The organism is Ewingella sp. S1.OA.A_B6 (assembly GCF_049889095.1).
Lineage (GTDB): Bacteria > Pseudomonadota > Gammaproteobacteria > Enterobacterales > Enterobacteriaceae > Ewingella.
Window position 1 is genome coordinate 189,296 of the sequence record NZ_JBLJFK010000002.1, and the last position, 16,536, is coordinate 205,831.

The window sequence follows — 16,536 nt, forward strand, 5'->3', positions numbered from 1 at the left end:
CAGCGCCATTTTCAGAATAGTCGTGAAGGGGTGACAGATGTGCTGGTGCAAAAAGGCTGAGGTCGATCGCACCATAAAAGTGCGTAACGCTTTTTTTTAGTGCATTTAATCAAGAATAAAAAAGGAGGATGCTATAAGTAAGTGCATTTAACGACTAACCAGAAAAAAAACGCAAAAGTGAAGGGTTGAAACCGCCGTCAAGACGGTTCCATATTTTGAATTTAACTGTTCTCAGCTACCGGGGTTTCATGCTGACCAGAAGCCAACTCTTCGCCCACTAACTGCAACTGATACATTTGATAATATCGACCTTTTTCAGCCAAAAGCTGCTGATGGTTGCCCTGCTCCACCGCCTGGCCTCGATGCAAAACCAGAATATTATCAGCTTCGACAATAGTCGATAAACGGTGAGCAATCACCACCAGCGTAGTATGTTGCCTGATCGAGCGAAGCGCACGTTGGATCGCCTGTTCCGTGCCGGAGTCAATATTGGCGGTTGCCTCGTCAAGGATCAAAATTTCCGGCGCTTGCACCAGAACGCGTGCCATTGCCAGTAATTGCTTTTGTCCAACCGACAGATTATTCCCCTGCTCACCGAGGCGGGTATACACGCCGTCCGGCATCGCTCTCACCAGTGGAGCAAGCTGGACTGTTTCCAGCGCCTGCCAGACCTGTTTCTCGTCAATATCGCGGCCTAATGTCACGTTGGCATACACCGATTCAGCCAGAACCACCGGATCCTGCTGAACCATAGCGATGCCTTTTCGCAGAGTATTATGAGAAAGCTCAGAGAGAAGGCGCCCGTCGACCCGGATCTCGCCATGCGTTATCGGGTAGTAGCCCATCAGTAAGTTCGCCAATGTGCTTTTACCACTGCCGGTATGGCCCACCAACGCAGCAAAACCACGCGAAGGCACCTGGAGGCTAATATTCTCTAACACCCATTTATCCGTACTGTAAGCGAAACTCAGATCTCGAATATCAATTTCCCCGCTGGCCAGCGGCTTAACATCTTCACCATATTGCTGCTGCGTGCTGTCCATAAGATCAAAGATGCGCTCACCGGCCACTACCGCCTGCTGAAAAATCGACTGTTGCGAGGTGAGTGCAATCAGCGGCTCATTCAGTCGCCCCAAATAGTTAATAAAGGCGTATAGCACGCCGACGCCAATCGAGCCCTCGGTGCTGAATCCAAACAGTAGCAAAAGACCACACAGAATCAGAGAGGAGAACAGACTCAGCAAGGGGCGTAATAAAAAACCTTCCATTTTCAGGGTCTGCATACGGGCAAAGTAATGCGACTGACTGGCCTTTGCCAGACGTTCACCGAAACGCTTCTGCTGTCGGAATTGCTGAATCACGCCCATGCCATTAATCACTTCATTGAAGCCATCATTGATATCCGCCAGATAGCTGCGAACCCGCCGCACAATCGGCGTGCTGTAGACCTGATAAATTGCCATCACGATAAACACGGCTGGGAAAATACAGACAGCAATGGATGCCAGCCGCCAGTCGAGGCTGTACATCGCCACCAGCATCGCCCCTATCAGCGCCATACTGCGCAGCACCGTCGAGACTACCGTGACATAAAGATCGCGGATCACTTCGGTATCATTGGTAACCCGGGAGATTAACTGCCCCACGGGCTGAGTATCGAAGGCGCTCAGAGGCTGACGCAACGCCGCATCCATGACGTCGGTTCTCAGTCGTTGCACCACGCCTACGGCAGCACGGTTAAATAACAGCGCCTGAAAGTAGTGCAATCCGGCTGCCAGAAATTGCAGCAGAATAAAGGTGATCGCCAGCAGACTGACCATCCCGAGCGGCAACTCTCCTTTAGCGACGTAGTTATCGATAAAGAAACTGATGAGAATGGGGCCCAGCACTTCAGCGGCCGCCGCCACCCAGAGCATGATCACCGCTATTGATAATGGCTTACGGTAGGCTTTGCCATAACTGAGCAACCGCTTCAAGGTTGGCCAGCTTTTCTGAATTTTAATCATCTTTATTTTCTACCAAAACCGGTGCAAGCTTTTCTTGCGGAACATCGTCCAGTGCGGCTTCCAGCTGTTGGTAACGATACATATCGCGATACCAGCCGGGTTGTGAGGAGAGATGGTCATGATCGCCCCGCTGAGCCACGGTGCCGCTGTTAAATACCAGGATCTCACTGGCCTCGGTCAGTGCCGACAAGCGATGCGCGCTGATGATCACGGTGCGCTCGCTGCCCCACTGACTCAGGTTCTGCAGAATCTGATGCTCGGTACGACCGTCCACGGCGGAAAGTGCGTCATCAAGGATCAGGATTTCCGCCTGCAAAAGCAGCGCTCGGGCAATCGAAATACGCTGCTTCTGCCCACCGGAAAGCATTACGCCACGTTCTCCGACTTCAGTTTCATAACCTTGTGGCAGACGCAGAATGTCGTCGTGAACGCTGGCTAAACGGGCTGCGGTTTCAATCTCTTCCTGCGTTGCCTCAGGGCGACCGAGGGCGATATTTTGCGCAACGGTGTCAGAAAACAGAAATGGCGTCTGGCTGACAACGGCCATGCGGCCACGCCAGTCATCGAGCCGAATGTTTTTCAATGACATACCGTGATAGCTAATATCACCTTGCGTCACATCAAACTGGCGCTGGATAAGCCCGAGTAGCGTACTTTTCCCCGAACCCGTTGGGCCACATAATCCCAGCATCTGGCCGGGACGTAGCGTGAAGCCCACGGTGTGCAACCCAGGCTGGCTGTTTTCGGGATAATAGAAATTATCAATATGCACCTCGAGTTTGGCGCGTCCAGCGGGCAGCGGAGCTTCACCGTCAACTACGCTGGGTGCTTCTTCCAGTAAACTGCGGATCCGGCTGTACGCCGCGCTGCCGCGTTCCACAATATTGAACATCCAGGCCAGGGCCAGCATTGGCCAGATCATCAACCCGAGATACATCACAAAACTGGTCAGTTGACCAAGCGTCAGGTGACCGTTAACCACCATCCAACTGCCACCGCCGATAGCCAGTAGGTTAGCCATTCCGATGGCAACATAGATCGTCGGGTCGAAACGGGCATCAACACGTGCGACGCGCATATTTTTAACGCCGGTATCTGCGGCGACCTCTGCAAATTGGGAGGACTGATGATTTTCCAGACCAAAAGCTTTGATCATGCGGATACTGGTCAAGCTCTCCTGCGCCTGATCGTTTAAGGAGGAGAACGCCGCCTGTGCGGTTTTGAAACGCTGATGTAGCTGGTCACCGTAGCGTTTGATAACAATGGCCATAATTGGCATGGGTACCAAAGATAGCAAGGTCAGCTCCCAGCTAATTTGCGTCGCCATGACGATCAATACCGCCAGCCCCATCACCATCGAATCCACCAGCGTCAGCACGCCTTCACCGGCCGCGAACACCACCCGATCCACGTCGTTGGTGGCGCGAGCAATCAGATCACCGGTGCGGTGACGCAAATAGAAGGCAGGATGCTGGCGGCTGAGCTGCCTGAAGAAGTTCTGCCGCAGTTCTACGGCCAGCTGATAGGAGGCGCCGAACAACAGAACGCGCCAGACATAACGCAGCAGATAAACCAAAATAGCCGTGGCAAACATCAGCCCCAGCCAGGTAAATAAGAGTTTGGGAGGCATCTGTTTTGAGGTCACACCATCAATCACAATACCGACCAATTTAGGCGGCAGTAACTGCAAAATAGCGATCACAATGAGCAGAGCGACGGCACCAAGGTAACGTCGCCATTCGCGGCGGAAATACCAGCCTAGTTGAACAAACAATCTCACGCAGATTTATCCATTTATTGATGACCAACGTATTGGCCGTCTAAAACACAGAATGATTTTTATTATCGAATAACCATCAGAATAACATTGTTAACACCCCATTCTGATGAAACTTTTTGCTGGAACATTGTAAAAACACTCAGCAACTGTTGTGTTACAACAAGGTAGTAATAGCGAAGATTTTGATGTGTTTATAATGGTAATGCCGTCGTGGATTTAATACGTTCCATCGCAAAACTCGAAGTCACGTCGATCAGGCCCGAAACGCCGTTCACCAAACGTTTGTAAAAATTGTCGTAACTTTTCATATCAGCCACCTGCACCTGGAGCAGATAATCGTACTCGCCGGCCATACGATAAAAGTTCATCACCTCTGGCAATGACGCCACCTGATCGACAAAGTTTTGATACCAGTCGCTGCTGTGATGTTGGGTTTTAATCAACACAAACGCCGTCAGGCTTAGCCCCAGTTTTTCGTTATCCAGCAACGCAACCCGGCCACGAATAATGCCCTCCTCTTCCAGCCGTTTCAGGCGCTTCCAACAAGGCGTGGTGGTCAAATTTACGGCTTCTGCCAGCACGGTGATCGACTGGGTGCAGTCTTCCTGCAACATCGCCAATAGCTTGCGGTCAATTTTATCTACCACTTCACCTCTATAGAGAAAAATATTCTCTTTTTAATGCCAATCATGGGCTAAAGAGTAACTTATTTCTCTGTTGAATGCGTTAATCTAGCACAATCAAATCCTTTCTACGGACTTCAACATGACCAATGCCTGGGTGAATCACGCCATTAAAGAGATCGACGCCGATTTTCAGCGTTCTGCCGACACCCACCTGATACGTCTTAGCTTGTCGGACTTTCCTGGTATTGCGCTTTATTTGAAAGATGAAAGCACTCATCCGTCCGGCAGCCTGAAACATCGTCTGGCACGTTCGCTTTTTTTGTACGGGCTATGCAATGGTTGGATCCGGGAAAACACGCCGATCGTTGAAGCCTCTTCGGGCAGCACCGCCATTTCTGAAGCCTATTTTGCCCGCCTGCTCGGCCTGCCGTTTATCGCCGTTATGCCGTCATGTACTGCACCGAGTAAGATTCAGCAGATCGAATTTTACGGCGGACGCTGTCATTTTGTTGAGAACTCAGGTCAAATTTATGCCGCGTCGGAGCAACTGGCCAAGGAAATGAACGGCCATTATATGGATCAGTTCACTTACGCCGAGCGCGCGACGGACTGGCGCGGAAACAACAATATTGCCGACAGCATTTTCCGCCAGATGTCTCTTGAACCTCATCCGGTGCCGCGATATCTGGTGATGAGCGCTGGCACGGGCGGCACATCCGCTACGCTTGGTCGCTATATTCGCTATCAGGGACATCAGACTGAATTGGTCGTGGTTGACCCGGAAAACTCGGTATTTTATGACTACTATCTACAGCGCGATCCTTCTGTGACCGCCCAATGTAATAGCAAGATTGAAGGGATTGGCCGCCCGCGCGCCGAGCCGTCATTTATTCCCAGCGTGATCGACAGCATGATCCCCGTCCCCGATGCCGCAAGCATCGCCACCCTGCGCTGGCTTGAAGGGATTTTAGGTCGCAAGGTCGGCGGTTCAACCGGTACCAATGTATGGGGTGCGCTTCAATTGGCAAAACAGATGCAGGAAAAAGGCGAAACCGGCTCGATCGTCACTTTGCTGTGCGACAGCGGTGAGCGGTACTTAAATACTTATTTCAACGATGAGTGGGTCGCCGCGAATATCGGCGACATCAGCCATTATAGTCAGCAATTAGCCGCCGTGCGCTGAGTGCTGAGTCTCTGTGAGAGGTAAAAAAGGCGGCTGAGCCGCCTTTCGCTTTCATTGAATGGGGTTGATTCGTATTAACGCTCTTCAAGCGGATAACTGCGAAAACTCCAGAGTCCCATAGTTTTCAACGCATCACGGTAAATCCCTTGCTTGTCCCCGTCAGAAACTTTTTGTAATTCAGCCAAGGGCTTGTCAATAGCAGCGACTGACACGAAGCGGATATCGCGCGGACCGGTTTCCCAGCTGGCGATGGTGAACAGCGCCTGAGCACGGCGCACATGGCTCCCTGAACTGACAACCACTGCGTTTTTGATACGATGCCTCGCCAGCGCATAGCGGCTGAATAGGGCATTCTCCACCGTAGAACGCGCAAAGTTATCCTGATAAATACGTTTGCTGTCGATACCCTGATTAACCAGCCATTGTGACATCAGCTTACCTTCCGTCTGGTGGCTTTGCGGAACGCCGCCGGTAACAACAATCATTGCATCGGGCAGTTGTTTCGCGAGTTCCAGCGTTTTCTCCAGCCGTTGAATAAGCACTTTATTCATCGAACCATCAGGATCGAGTGCATAGCCTAAAGTGACAATGGCGGTCGGACCGGTAAAGGACTTGGCGACATCGGCAGACAAAGCGTCGTGAAGCGGCATCAATGTGACCTCATCAATGACCGCAAAAACTTTTTTCAGCTGGTCTGCGCGGCCAGGGTTAAGCTTTTGCAGTTCGGTCATCTGAGACTCGACGGCGGAGGTATTGCCTTTGTAGCGTTGCCATGCGGCGATATAACTGTGGGCATCGACGTCATCTGGCGCGATATCCAGGATCTGCTGATACAACATAAGTGCCTTATCGACATTTCGATTATAAATGTACGCACTGGCAGTGCTAAAGATCAGGTCAGCGCGATAAGGCTCCAGTTTACTCGCCTGCTGAAGGCGATCGGCAACAATTTCCATGTTAGTGGGCAGTTTTCCGGTAAAACCTGCATCGGAAACCCGGGCTGGAGATTTAAAAGCAGTCAACGCATCCTGGATCAGGAAGTCGACGGTTTGACGCTCGGAAATATACTGTTGATAATCAGCCTGTGGCTGAAGCGTATCTATGGCCCTGGCGGACACATTGGCAGAAATAAATAAAGTTAAAGCAAGTGCAATGCGGGTTGCCCCATGAGTAGCGATCATCATTTTATCCTTAACGGGTGAACTACCTCTCGGGACTATAGATAAAAGCAGCGATGAGTAACAGACTGGCAGGGTGAGATCGGGGAACTATATAAAGCCTTTATGACAATTTTGTGACGGAGAGGCGTACAACAGAAAAAAGCCGGGACAGATAGCCCGGCTGGCTGGAATAACCTTATTATTCGGGGGAATAGGTGAGGTGTGGTGAATGCAGCCAATGTTGTAAAAAGTGGGACACTGCCTGATTCTGACAGTGGCCAATAACTTGCAGATGAGGAGAGCGCTGTTTCAACACTGGCAGCGCATTGCCCATGACCAGTCCCATACCGACGCTCTCCAACATTTCGCGGTCGTTCATCGCATCGCCAAAAGCCATACATTCGGACATATCGATATTCAGACCATCCGTCAGCAACGCCAGCGCACTACCTTTGTTGCTACCCGCTGGCTGGATATCCAGACAATCAGCGGCTGAGAAACACAGATCAACGCGCGAACCAAAATGTGCCTCAATAGATGGCTCCAACTTAAGAAGGACATCATGCGGAGCGGTGAAGCACACTTTACTGTTACCGGTGACAGGCAGCGAGGAAAGTTCCTGTAGCTGGTAGCGAAAACCACTGAACTCATGCGGCACCAACAACTGCGGATCATTATGGTCGGTGAACCAGCCCTCATCCCGAAAAACATGCGCGCTGGCAGACGTATTCCAATTTGTATTCAGTAGTTCTTCGGCGCAATCCGCTGGCAAATCACTGGCGTGCAGGCGTTGCCCGGCCAAATCATGAATGCGCGTGCCATTGCCAGTGATCAAATATCCTTTCAAATCCAGATTAGCCAGAATATCTTTCATTTCAAGGTAATGGCGGCCTGTCGCAAAAGTGAGTGTCATCGGTTGTTCAGCCAACTGGCGCAGAGTAGACAGCGTTTTCTCACCTAACCGGTGATCGGGCATTAACAACGTGCCATCCATATCAAATGCAGCCAAACGGAACATAAAACCTCACAATGACAAGACAAAGCAGCATGAAAAAGAGTTTCCTGTCTGGCTGCCTTGGGAAAGTTAATGCCGCAAGTATGCCCCGGCATTTACGGAAGTAATAGTGAACACTTTATTAATAGTGTTCCGGATTTAGATCACACTACGCCCTTCTACCGCATGTGACAGTCATGCGGCTTCTATATGCTGGCTATTACAGGCAAACTTTCTTCAGGTGTTCCAAATTTCTATGCGACTACAAAACCGCCTTAATCAGTATCAACGACTGTATGTGAAAGTGGGCGATCAACCTTCGGCGTTAACGGTGGGTGACCTGGCCAACATATTCGTTTGCAGCGAGCGCCATACCCGTACCTTACTGACGCAGTTCCAGCACGCAGGCTGGATAAGCTGGCATTCGCAGGCAGGCCGCGGAAAGCGTGCCTCGATTCAATGCCTCACATCGCCGGAAAGTTTGCGCGAGTCCTATTTGCAGCAGCTACTTAAAAATGGCGATCACTCGGCGGCTTTGCAACTCAGCGAAATGGACCCCAAACATCTTACTGCTCTGCTGGCTCCGCATCTTGGCGGACAGTGGCAAGCGGATGCACCGACGCTGCGCATTCCCTATTACCGCATTATGCAGCCGCTGGATCCACAAACCCTGACCGGACGGGCAGAACAACATCTGGCGCATACACTGCATGCAGGCCTGACGCGTTTTATCACCGGAGAGTCGCTTCCCCAGCCAGACCTTGCACATCACTGGCAGATAAGCAATAACGGTAAAACGTGGCGCTTCTTCCTGCGTAGCCAGCTCTACTGGCACAATGGTGAACCCGTGACCGCAGGCCAGCTATGCACCCGTTTTGAAGCGCTGCGCCAGTCACCGCGCAGCAGACAAAGTCTGGCGACAGTGACTCACCTCAGTCAGCCTCATGCTCTCTGTCTGCAATTCGATTTGCAGGTACCAGATTACTGGCTGGCACACCGTCTGGCCGATCTCAATTCTCTATTGTCGCATCCTGATGACCCACTTTGTGGCGCAGGACCTTTTCGTCTGGCAAGTTTTGCCCCGGAATTGGTTCGCCTTGAGCAACACACCTACTATCACTTACAGCATCCTTTCCTGGCCGCGATTGAATTTTGGATCACACCACAACTTTTCGCGCAAAAAGATAATGTCAGCTGTCAGCATCCAGTACGAATTATGTTAGGTGAAGAAAATGAACTGGTTAATGTAAAGCCGGTGAAACGCAGCACCAGCCTGGGCTTTTGCTATATTGCGGCCAACCTGCGACGCGGAAATTTATCCTCAGAGCAGGCGCAGAAGATCATTATGATCATTCAGCGCTCCGGCCTGTTGAGCCGGCTACCTATTGACCACGATCTGGTTAAGCCCAGCCAAGAGATGCTGCCTGAATGGCCGATCCCCAGGCATGATGTGCCACAGGTAACCCTGCCGAAAAAACTCAAATTAGTGTTTCATCCGCCCATTGAACTTGAATTCGTGGCCGATGCGCTGAAAGCCTGTCTGGCCGATGAGGCCTGTGAATTAGAGGCCATCTATCATCCCGGCCGTTTATGGGATAACGAAGATTCGATAAATTCTGCCGACCTGCTGCTAGGTGACCGCTTAATTGGCGAGGCGCCTGAAGCCACGCTGGAACACTGGCTGCGCCAGGATCCGCTATGGCCAGGCATTCTCGGTGAGGAAGATCTCCAGGAGCAGCTCAGCCGCCTGCACTCTATCCAACAAATTCCGCTCGCCAATGAAAGAGCGAAGGAGCTGCGGGATCATTTTTACCGCCTAATGAAACGCGGGATCATCACGCCGCTGTTTAACTATCAATATCAGGTCAGTGCGCCGCCGCGCGTCAATGGCGTGCAGCTTACGGCATGGGGCTGGTTTGATTTTTCTCAGGCGTGGATCCCGCCGCCGTTGCCCTGACCTTTTATATCAAGCCAAAGGGCAGTACCATGGGCGGGATTTTTTCTGTCAGCGCATCTGGCATACGTCTGAGTAAAACAGGTAAACATATGAAAAGAGCAGTGGTGGTTTTTAGCGGCGGTCAGGACTCAACAACTTGCCTGATTCAGGCATTGACGCAATATGATGAAGTGCACTGCATCACCTTCGATTATGGTCAACGACATCGCGCAGAAATCGACATTGCTCGCAAACTTTCTGTAGCGTTAGGCGCTAAAGCCCACAAGGTGTTGGATGTCGGTCTGTTGAATGAACTGGCAGTGAGCAGCCTGACTCGTGACAATATTCCTGTGCCCGCTTTCGGCGAGGAGTCTGACAACGGGCTCCCGAGTACCTTCGTTCCAGGCCGAAATATTTTATTCCTTACGCTGGCGGCGATTTATGCCTACCAGATTCAGGCCGAAGCCGTGATCACTGGCGTATGTGAAACCGATTTCTCCGGCTATCCGGATTGCCGCGACGAATTCGTCAAAGCACTGAACCATGCTATTTCATTAGGTATAGCCCGAGAAATCCGCTTTGAAACGCCACTCATGTGGTTGAACAAAGCGGAAACATGGGCATTGGCCGATTATTATCAGCAGTTGGAGCTTGTCCGCCACCAAACGCTCACCTGCTATAACGGTATCGCTGGTGATGGCTGTGGCGACTGTGCAGCCTGTCATTTGCGCGCCAATGGTCTGCAACAATATCAGCAGGACAAACGTGCCGTAACGGCCAGTCTGAAAAAAAAAGTCGGCGGGCTTACATTTTAAGATTTCGATGACCGGGTTTGACACTTCACACCCGGTCAATCACTTTCCTAACTGTATTCTCATCATTCCAGCCCACGTTTAATTCTCTTTAAGTTCCAGCTCCCGCAGTCTTTCCAGCAGTTCCCCTTCAAGCGGCAGGGCTTTTTGTGTCCGCAGATCGATACATACAAAAGTCAGGGTTGCATCGGCGACTATATCTCCTTCCCTTGTGATCACCTGTTCTATGACGCCGCTGCGGCCATTGATCTGCTGCAGGCTGCTGTCTATGCGTAATACGTCGCCTAAGGTTGCTGGCTTGCGGTAATTAATATTGATATTGACCACAATGAACGCAATGTTGTTGGCGCTCATCCATTTAAAACCGCTTTTGTTATCGAGCCACTCCCAACGGGCGGACTCTAAAAACTCAAGATAGCGGGCATTATTAACATGTTGATAGACGTCGATATGAAAACCACGAACCGTAATAAACGTATGCATAATCTCTTCGGTGCTCCTGAGAAACAAGGGTCAGGTAAGGTATCTGTACTGGTCAGATGTCTTGAAAGATTAGCAGAAGAAAACGGCGATAACCGTTATCAGGTCATCGCCGGGACATCCGTCACAGTTTCAGACGGTCCTTGTTACGTTCAAATAGCGCAGCACCAATTCCTGGTACTTCCTGCAACTGATCGATAGCGGTGAACGGCCCCAGCTCTTCACGATAACTGATGATCGCCTGCCCCTTCTTAAGACCTACGCCGTTCATTACCTGGGCAAAATCTTCTGCGGTTGCCGTGTTGACATTGACCCTGGCATCATCCGTAGTGATGGCCTGCTCTTTTTTAGCTACCGATGTTCCCACTTTACTCGTCGGAGCCTGCGCGACTGCAGACGTCGTGGTTGCGACCTGACTAACCGCCATCGGTGCAGCCTGAAGCATGACCGGAAGAGTAGATAGACCTAAAGCCAGGGCCAGTGAGAGTGAAGTAATGCCTAATTTTTTCATGCTGTATCCTCCATGTGTTTTCAGCATGGACAGAGTGCAGCAAGTTTTATCAGGCAACAATTGGCAGATTTAAAATGTGGAAAAGGCCGCGAAAGCGGCCTTTGGATGTTGCAACACGTTGCATAGTTTTGCGACATTTATTGGTTTTGCGCAGCAGAACCCAGCTTGATCTTGGCTTCCTGACGCAGGTTTGTCAGCAAAGCATCGAAGGTCACGTTGGATGAAGACTGTTGCAGTTGCTGCTCAAAACGTTCTGTTTCGTCATCTGGCAGCTTGCCCGGGTTAACCGCAGTCAGCTCAACGAGCACGCTATTACCTTTGTCATCCTGAGATAAGCCATATACTGGCTGGTCTTTTTGCGAATGAGGCAATGCATAAACGTTTTGCTCAAACGCAGAAGGCTGCTGAGTACGCTGGATTTTCTGCACATCACCAAAGCTCAAACCCGCTGCTTTTAAGGCTTCATCACCTTTACCGGCTTTAAGTGCTGTCAGCAGTTTCTCACCCTCCATACGCGCCTGGTCTTCCGCTTTCTGGCGTTTCACTAATGCAATCACTTGATCTTTAACTTCAGCAAAAGGCTTAAAGCCTTCGGCTTTGTGCGCATCGACGCGTAGAACAAAGGCGCGGTCACCATCAACGGTGATGATGTCTGAATTGCTGCCTGGCGTGCCGTCCTGACCAATCAAACCACCTTCGAAGATAGCCTGAACAACAGGTTTGAAGTTAATACCCTCAGGAATCTGTTCCTGAGTAAACCAATCAGTATGTGTTGCTTTCACACCGGCAACCTCTTCAGCTGAGGCTAAAGATTCGTTGTCATTGGTAGCCGCTTCACTGACCTTCTGCTGTAACGCGTAATAGGCGTCAACGGCTTTCTCTAGTTTAAGCTTATCAACGATGCTGTCATGCACTTGAGCCATAGGTTTGATTTGCTCAGGTTGAATGTCTTCGAGACGTAAAATGAAGAAGCTACTGTCGGATTTAATCACACCAGAAATCTGACCTTTCGTGGTCAAATTGGCGCTTTTAAATTCAGGCAGCGTCGTTTCAGGTTCAACCCAGTCCATCAGGCCGCCCTGCTTACCGCTCAGCTTATCAATGGACTTCGTTTTAGCCAGTTCGGCAAAATCAGCGCCCTTCTTCAACTCAGCGGCGACGGCATCTGCATCCGGCTGTGTTTTGAGGACGATAACACTATAGCGACGACGTTCCGGTTGACCAAACTCGCTCTTGTGCTGATCATAGTAGGCCGTGACGTCAGCATCACTGACGCTTGATTTCCCCTGCATGGCCGCTGCATCCATTTCGATATAGCTGACTTTTACCTGCTCGGGGGAGACAAAGTTATTCTTGTGTTGGTCGTAGAAAGTCTGTGCTTCGCTGTCGCTGACCTGTTGTTTCGTAGCCAGAGCCGCGGTATCGAGAGTCGCCGTACGAACGTCACGTCCCTGCAGAAGTAATTCAGACATGGCTTTGGTTTCAGACGGCAAAATGAAATCTGACGTTCCAAAAGCCTGAGCCAGTTGCTGGCTGACCAACTGCTGTTTCATCAATTTAGCAAAATTGTCTGGGCTGTAACCCATACCCTGAATGCTTTGCAGATATTTGGCGTTATCGAAACGGCCTTCAGTCTGGAATTGCGGGGTTGCCAGGATAGCGTCTTTAATTTGTTGATCGCTGACGGTGATACCCAGCGTCTTGGAATACTGATCGAGCAAAGTGACATCAATCAGGTTGTTTAGGGATTCCTGACGCAGTTGTTGCATATAGCCTTCGCTACCTGCCAGCGTAGAGAATTGATCGCCAAGCTGTTGCTGCAGTCGGCTACGCTGGGTTTGTACCGCTTGCTCCAACTGCGAACGTCCTATTTCCTGACCATTCACTTTCGCTGCATAGTCGCCTGAACCGCCGATCAGGTAGTCGCCTACCCCTGTCAAAATAAAGGACAGAATAATCAGGGCCAGAATAATTTTGAGCACGACGTTGTTGGAAGCCGCGCGTAAATTGTCCATCATAGTGAGGCAACACTCCGCTGTAATAAAAAAAGCGCATCGATTCCGATGCGCCTTGTATCTTACCTTACCAGCCCGTTGACGTCAGGTTATTGTTTAACAACCAGACCTGAGAATGAAAAGCACTGTACTGGCTTTTGTCTCGCACAGGTTTGACGCCTGACCAGCAGGTAATTAACCGTTGACTGCGTCTTTCAACGCTTTACCAGCACGGAAACCAGGCACTTTTGCCGCAGCAATGCTGATTTCTTTACCAGTCTGTGGGTTACGGCCTGTACGAGCAGAACGCTCACGAACCGAGAAAGTACCAAAGCCAACCAAAGCAACTTCTTCCCCAGATTTCAAGGTGTCGGTTACCGATCCAAGTACTGCATCCAATACGCGTCCAGCAGCCGCTTTAGAAATATCAGCACCAGCGGCAATTTTGTCGATCAGTTGTGACTTATTCACTCTATTTATCCCCTCTAGAAATTCTATCGTCACGTCGCATTTTCCCAGCGAATATGACAGCGCAGCTGTTATATCAAGCCTGCCAGGGCTATGCAAGCGGCTAAAAGCAGCCTGAAAGGTTCTGACAGTTGTCTAACTTAACGATACAAAAAAAGGCTGGCAAGTGAGATTTCGCCTACCAGCCCGAGTTTTATTCAACTGTGACGGCTATGATCACTATTTCACTGCAACCGGCAACGCACCGAAGGCTGGATTTTGCAGCGCAAAATTCAATACATCATCAATACGCTTCACCGGATGAATCTCAAGATCACCTAACACGTTGGCAGGGATCTCTTCCAGATCACGTTTGTTGTCATCCGGGATCAGCACCACTTTGATGCCACCTCGGTGTGCGGCCAGCAGTTTCTCCTTCAGACCACCGATCGGCAGAACCAAGCCACGCAGGGTAATTTCCCCTGTCATCGCTACGTCGGCACGTACCGGATTACCGGTCAGGCAGGAAACTAGCGCAGTACACATCGCAATACCGGCACTCGGACCATCTTTCGGTGTTGCGCCTTCCGGTACGTGGACGTGAATGTCACGTTTTTCGTAGAAGTCAGGGTTGATGCCCAGTTTGTCTGCACGAGCACGCACGACGGTCAGTGCAGCCTGAATGGACTCCTGCATCACCTCGCCTAAAGAACCTGTATAGGTCAGTTTACCCTTACCAGGAACACAGGCTGTTTCGATGGTCAGCAGTTCGCCGCCCACTTCAGTCCAGGCTAAACCGGTCACCTGACCTACGCGGTTTTCGGTATCAGCACGGCCGTAGTCGACCTTCTGTACGCCGAGGAAATCTTTCAGGTTGTCGCCGTTGATCTCAATGTGCTTGAGGGTTTTATCCATCAGCAATTGTTTAACCGCTTTACGACACAATTTAGAAAGTTCGCGCTCCAGACTACGCACACCCGCTTCACGAGTATAGAAACGAATAATACCGATAATGGCGCTGTCATCGATCGTCAATTCGCTCTTTTTCAGAGCATTACGTTCAATCTGTTTCGGCATCAGATGTTGTTTGGCAATGTTCAGCTTTTCATCTTCGGTATAACCGGACAGACGAATCACTTCCATACGGTCCAAAAGTGGCGCCGGAATGTTCATTGAGTTGGACGTCGCTACAAACATCACATCGGACAGATCGTAATCAACTTCCAAATAGTGATCGTTGAACGCCACGTTCTGCTCTGGATCCAGCACTTCCAGCAGCGCAGAAGCTGGGTCACCACGCATATCCGAAGACATTTTGTCGATCTCATCCAACAGGAACAGCGGGTTTTTAACCCCCACTTTCGCCATTTTCTGAATCATCTTGCCTGGCATAGAGCCGATATAAGTGCGGCGATGCCCACGGATTTCCGCTTCATCACGCACACCACCCAGCGCCATGCGCACATATTCACGGCCTGTTGCACGGGCAATGGATTGCCCAAGAGAGGTTTTACCCACGCCCGGAGGCCCAACCAGGCAGAGGATAGGCCCTTTAATTTTACTGACGCGCGTCTGCACTGCAAGATACTCAAGGATACGGTCTTTGACACGTTCCAGGCCAAAGTGATCAGAGTCGAGAACTTCCTGCGCTTTACGCAGATCTTTCTTCACTTTACTGCGGGCATTCCAAGGCACCTGAAGCATCCAGTCGATATAACCACGCACAACGGTGGCTTCAGCGGACATCGGTGACATCATTTTAAGCTTTTGCAGTTCAGCTTCGGTTTTTTCACGCGCTTCTTTCGGCATTTTTGCCGCTTCGATTTTGCGTTTCAGCGCTTCATGTTCGTCAGGCGTATCATCCATTTCACCCAGCTCTTTCTGAATAGCTTTCATTTGCTCATTCAGATAATACTCACGCTGGCTCTTTTCCATCTGCTTTTTAACACGGTTACGGATGCGTTTTTCAACCTGTAACAGGTCGATCTCCGACTCCATCATCGCCATCAGATATTCCAGACGCTCGGTGATATCAAACATTTCCAGTACGGACTGTTTATCAGCGAGTTTCAACGGCATATGTGCTGCAATGGTGTCAGCCAGACGGGCTGCGTCTTCAATACTGTTGAGTGAAGTCAGCACTTCAGGCGGGATCTTTTTATTCAGTTTGATATAGCCTTCAAACTGATTAATGGCGGTACGAACCAGAACTTCTTGTTCCCGCTCATCCACGGCCGGTGATTCAAGGTATTCAGCCTGTGCAGCAAAATGCTCGCCACTGTCAGACAGCGTGGTAATGCGCGCGCGCTGTAAACCTTCAACCAGAACTTTCACGGTGCCATCAGGCAGTTTAAGCATCTGTAATATGGAGGCAACTGTGCCTACAGAGAAGAGATCGTTAACGCCCGGCTCATCGGTAGAGGCTTCTTTCTGCGCTACCAGCATGATTTTTTTGTCGTGATCCATCGCAGCTTCGAGGCAGCGAATCGATTTTTCCCTGCCAACAAACAACGGGATCACCATGTGCGGGTAAACCACCACGTCGCGCAAAGGCAAGACGGGGATTTCTATGCGTTCGGAACGCTCAGGGTTCATAGAGCTCTCTCT

The 16,536-nt window shown here is 50.5% G+C and carries 13 protein-coding genes; 3 read left to right on the forward strand and 10 right to left on the reverse strand.

Annotation, left to right across the window (positions count from 1 at the left end):
- Positions 1-221: 221 nt before the first annotated feature.
- The 3 genes from ACMV8I_RS09135 to ACMV8I_RS09145 all read right to left on the reverse strand — a co-directional run bounded on the left by ACMV8I_RS09135 (position 222) and on the right by ACMV8I_RS09145 (position 4,433).
- Entirely contained in the window at positions 222-2,006 is a 1,785-nt protein-coding gene (locus tag ACMV8I_RS09135; protein WP_498864910.1) for a SmdB family multidrug efflux ABC transporter permease/ATP-binding protein, read from the reverse strand.
- On the reverse strand, positions 1,999-3,786 hold the full coding sequence (locus ACMV8I_RS09140) for a SmdA family multidrug ABC transporter permease/ATP-binding protein (protein WP_498864911.1): 1,788 nt from the start codon (positions 3,784-3,786) through the stop codon (positions 1,999-2,001). The genes ACMV8I_RS09135 and ACMV8I_RS09140 overlap by 8 nt, the downstream gene beginning before the upstream one ends.
- A gap of 191 nt (positions 3,787-3,977) precedes the next feature.
- A complete protein-coding gene (locus tag ACMV8I_RS09145) occupies positions 3,978-4,433 on the reverse strand; it encodes an Lrp/AsnC family transcriptional regulator (protein WP_498864912.1) in 456 nt (151 codons plus the stop codon).
- 118 nt (positions 4,434-4,551) lie between these two features.
- On the opposite strand from ACMV8I_RS09145, the gene ACMV8I_RS09150 reads away from it, so the two are divergent.
- The gene (locus ACMV8I_RS09150; protein WP_498864913.1) at positions 4,552-5,595 is read left to right on the forward strand and encodes a PLP-dependent cysteine synthase family protein; all 1,044 of its coding nucleotides are present in this window, start codon (positions 4,552-4,554) and stop codon (positions 5,593-5,595) included.
- Between the two features lie 74 nt (positions 5,596-5,669).
- Here ACMV8I_RS09150 and ACMV8I_RS09155 read toward each other — a convergent pair whose 3' ends face one another.
- Together ACMV8I_RS09155 and cof are read right to left on the reverse strand one after the other, a co-directional pair.
- The gene (locus tag ACMV8I_RS09155; RefSeq protein ID WP_498864914.1) at positions 5,670-6,779 is read right to left on the reverse strand and encodes an ElyC/SanA/YdcF family protein; all 1,110 of its coding nucleotides are present in this window, start codon (positions 6,777-6,779) and stop codon (positions 5,670-5,672) included.
- 175 nt (positions 6,780-6,954) lie between these two features.
- A complete protein-coding gene (gene cof / locus ACMV8I_RS09160) occupies positions 6,955-7,773 on the reverse strand; it encodes an HMP-PP phosphatase (protein ID WP_498864915.1) in 819 nt (272 codons plus the stop codon).
- A gap of 232 nt (positions 7,774-8,005) precedes the next feature.
- Between cof and ACMV8I_RS09165 the strand changes: the two genes are divergently transcribed.
- Together ACMV8I_RS09165 and queC are read left to right on the forward strand one after the other, a co-directional pair.
- Positions 8,006-9,706, forward strand: coding sequence for an SgrR family transcriptional regulator (locus ACMV8I_RS09165; protein WP_498864916.1), 1,701 nt, complete (start codon positions 8,006-8,008; stop codon positions 9,704-9,706).
- Between the two features lie 89 nt (positions 9,707-9,795).
- Complete coding sequence (gene queC / locus ACMV8I_RS09170) at positions 9,796-10,500, forward strand: 7-cyano-7-deazaguanine synthase QueC (RefSeq protein WP_498864917.1); 705 nt, start codon at positions 9,796-9,798, stop codon at positions 10,498-10,500.
- 78 nt (positions 10,501-10,578) lie between these two features.
- Here the strand turns inward: queC and ACMV8I_RS09175 are convergent, their stop codons facing one another.
- The 5 genes from ACMV8I_RS09175 to lon all read right to left on the reverse strand — a co-directional run bounded on the left by ACMV8I_RS09175 (position 10,579) and on the right by lon (position 16,524).
- Positions 10,579-10,980: a YbgC/FadM family acyl-CoA thioesterase gene (locus ACMV8I_RS09175; RefSeq protein WP_498864918.1), complete on the reverse strand. Its 402-nt coding sequence runs from the start codon at positions 10,978-10,980 to the stop codon at positions 10,579-10,581.
- Between the two features lie 121 nt (positions 10,981-11,101).
- On the reverse strand, positions 11,102-11,488 hold the full coding sequence (locus ACMV8I_RS09180; protein WP_498864919.1) for a ComEA family DNA-binding protein: 387 nt from the start codon (positions 11,486-11,488) through the stop codon (positions 11,102-11,104).
- Positions 11,489-11,625: 137 nt separating this feature from the next.
- Complete coding sequence (ppiD, locus tag ACMV8I_RS09185) at positions 11,626-13,506, reverse strand: peptidylprolyl isomerase (RefSeq protein WP_498864920.1); 1,881 nt, start codon at positions 13,504-13,506, stop codon at positions 11,626-11,628.
- A 171-nt stretch (positions 13,507-13,677) separates the two neighbouring features.
- Positions 13,678-13,953 (reverse strand): nucleoid-associated protein HU-beta, encoded by a 276-nt coding sequence (gene hupB, locus ACMV8I_RS09190; protein WP_140470871.1) that lies wholly within the window; start codon positions 13,951-13,953, stop codon positions 13,678-13,680.
- Between the two features lie 216 nt (positions 13,954-14,169).
- Positions 14,170-16,524, reverse strand: coding sequence for an endopeptidase La (gene lon / locus ACMV8I_RS09195; RefSeq protein WP_498864921.1), 2,355 nt, complete (start codon positions 16,522-16,524; stop codon positions 14,170-14,172).
- Positions 16,525-16,536: the final 12 nt, after the last annotated feature.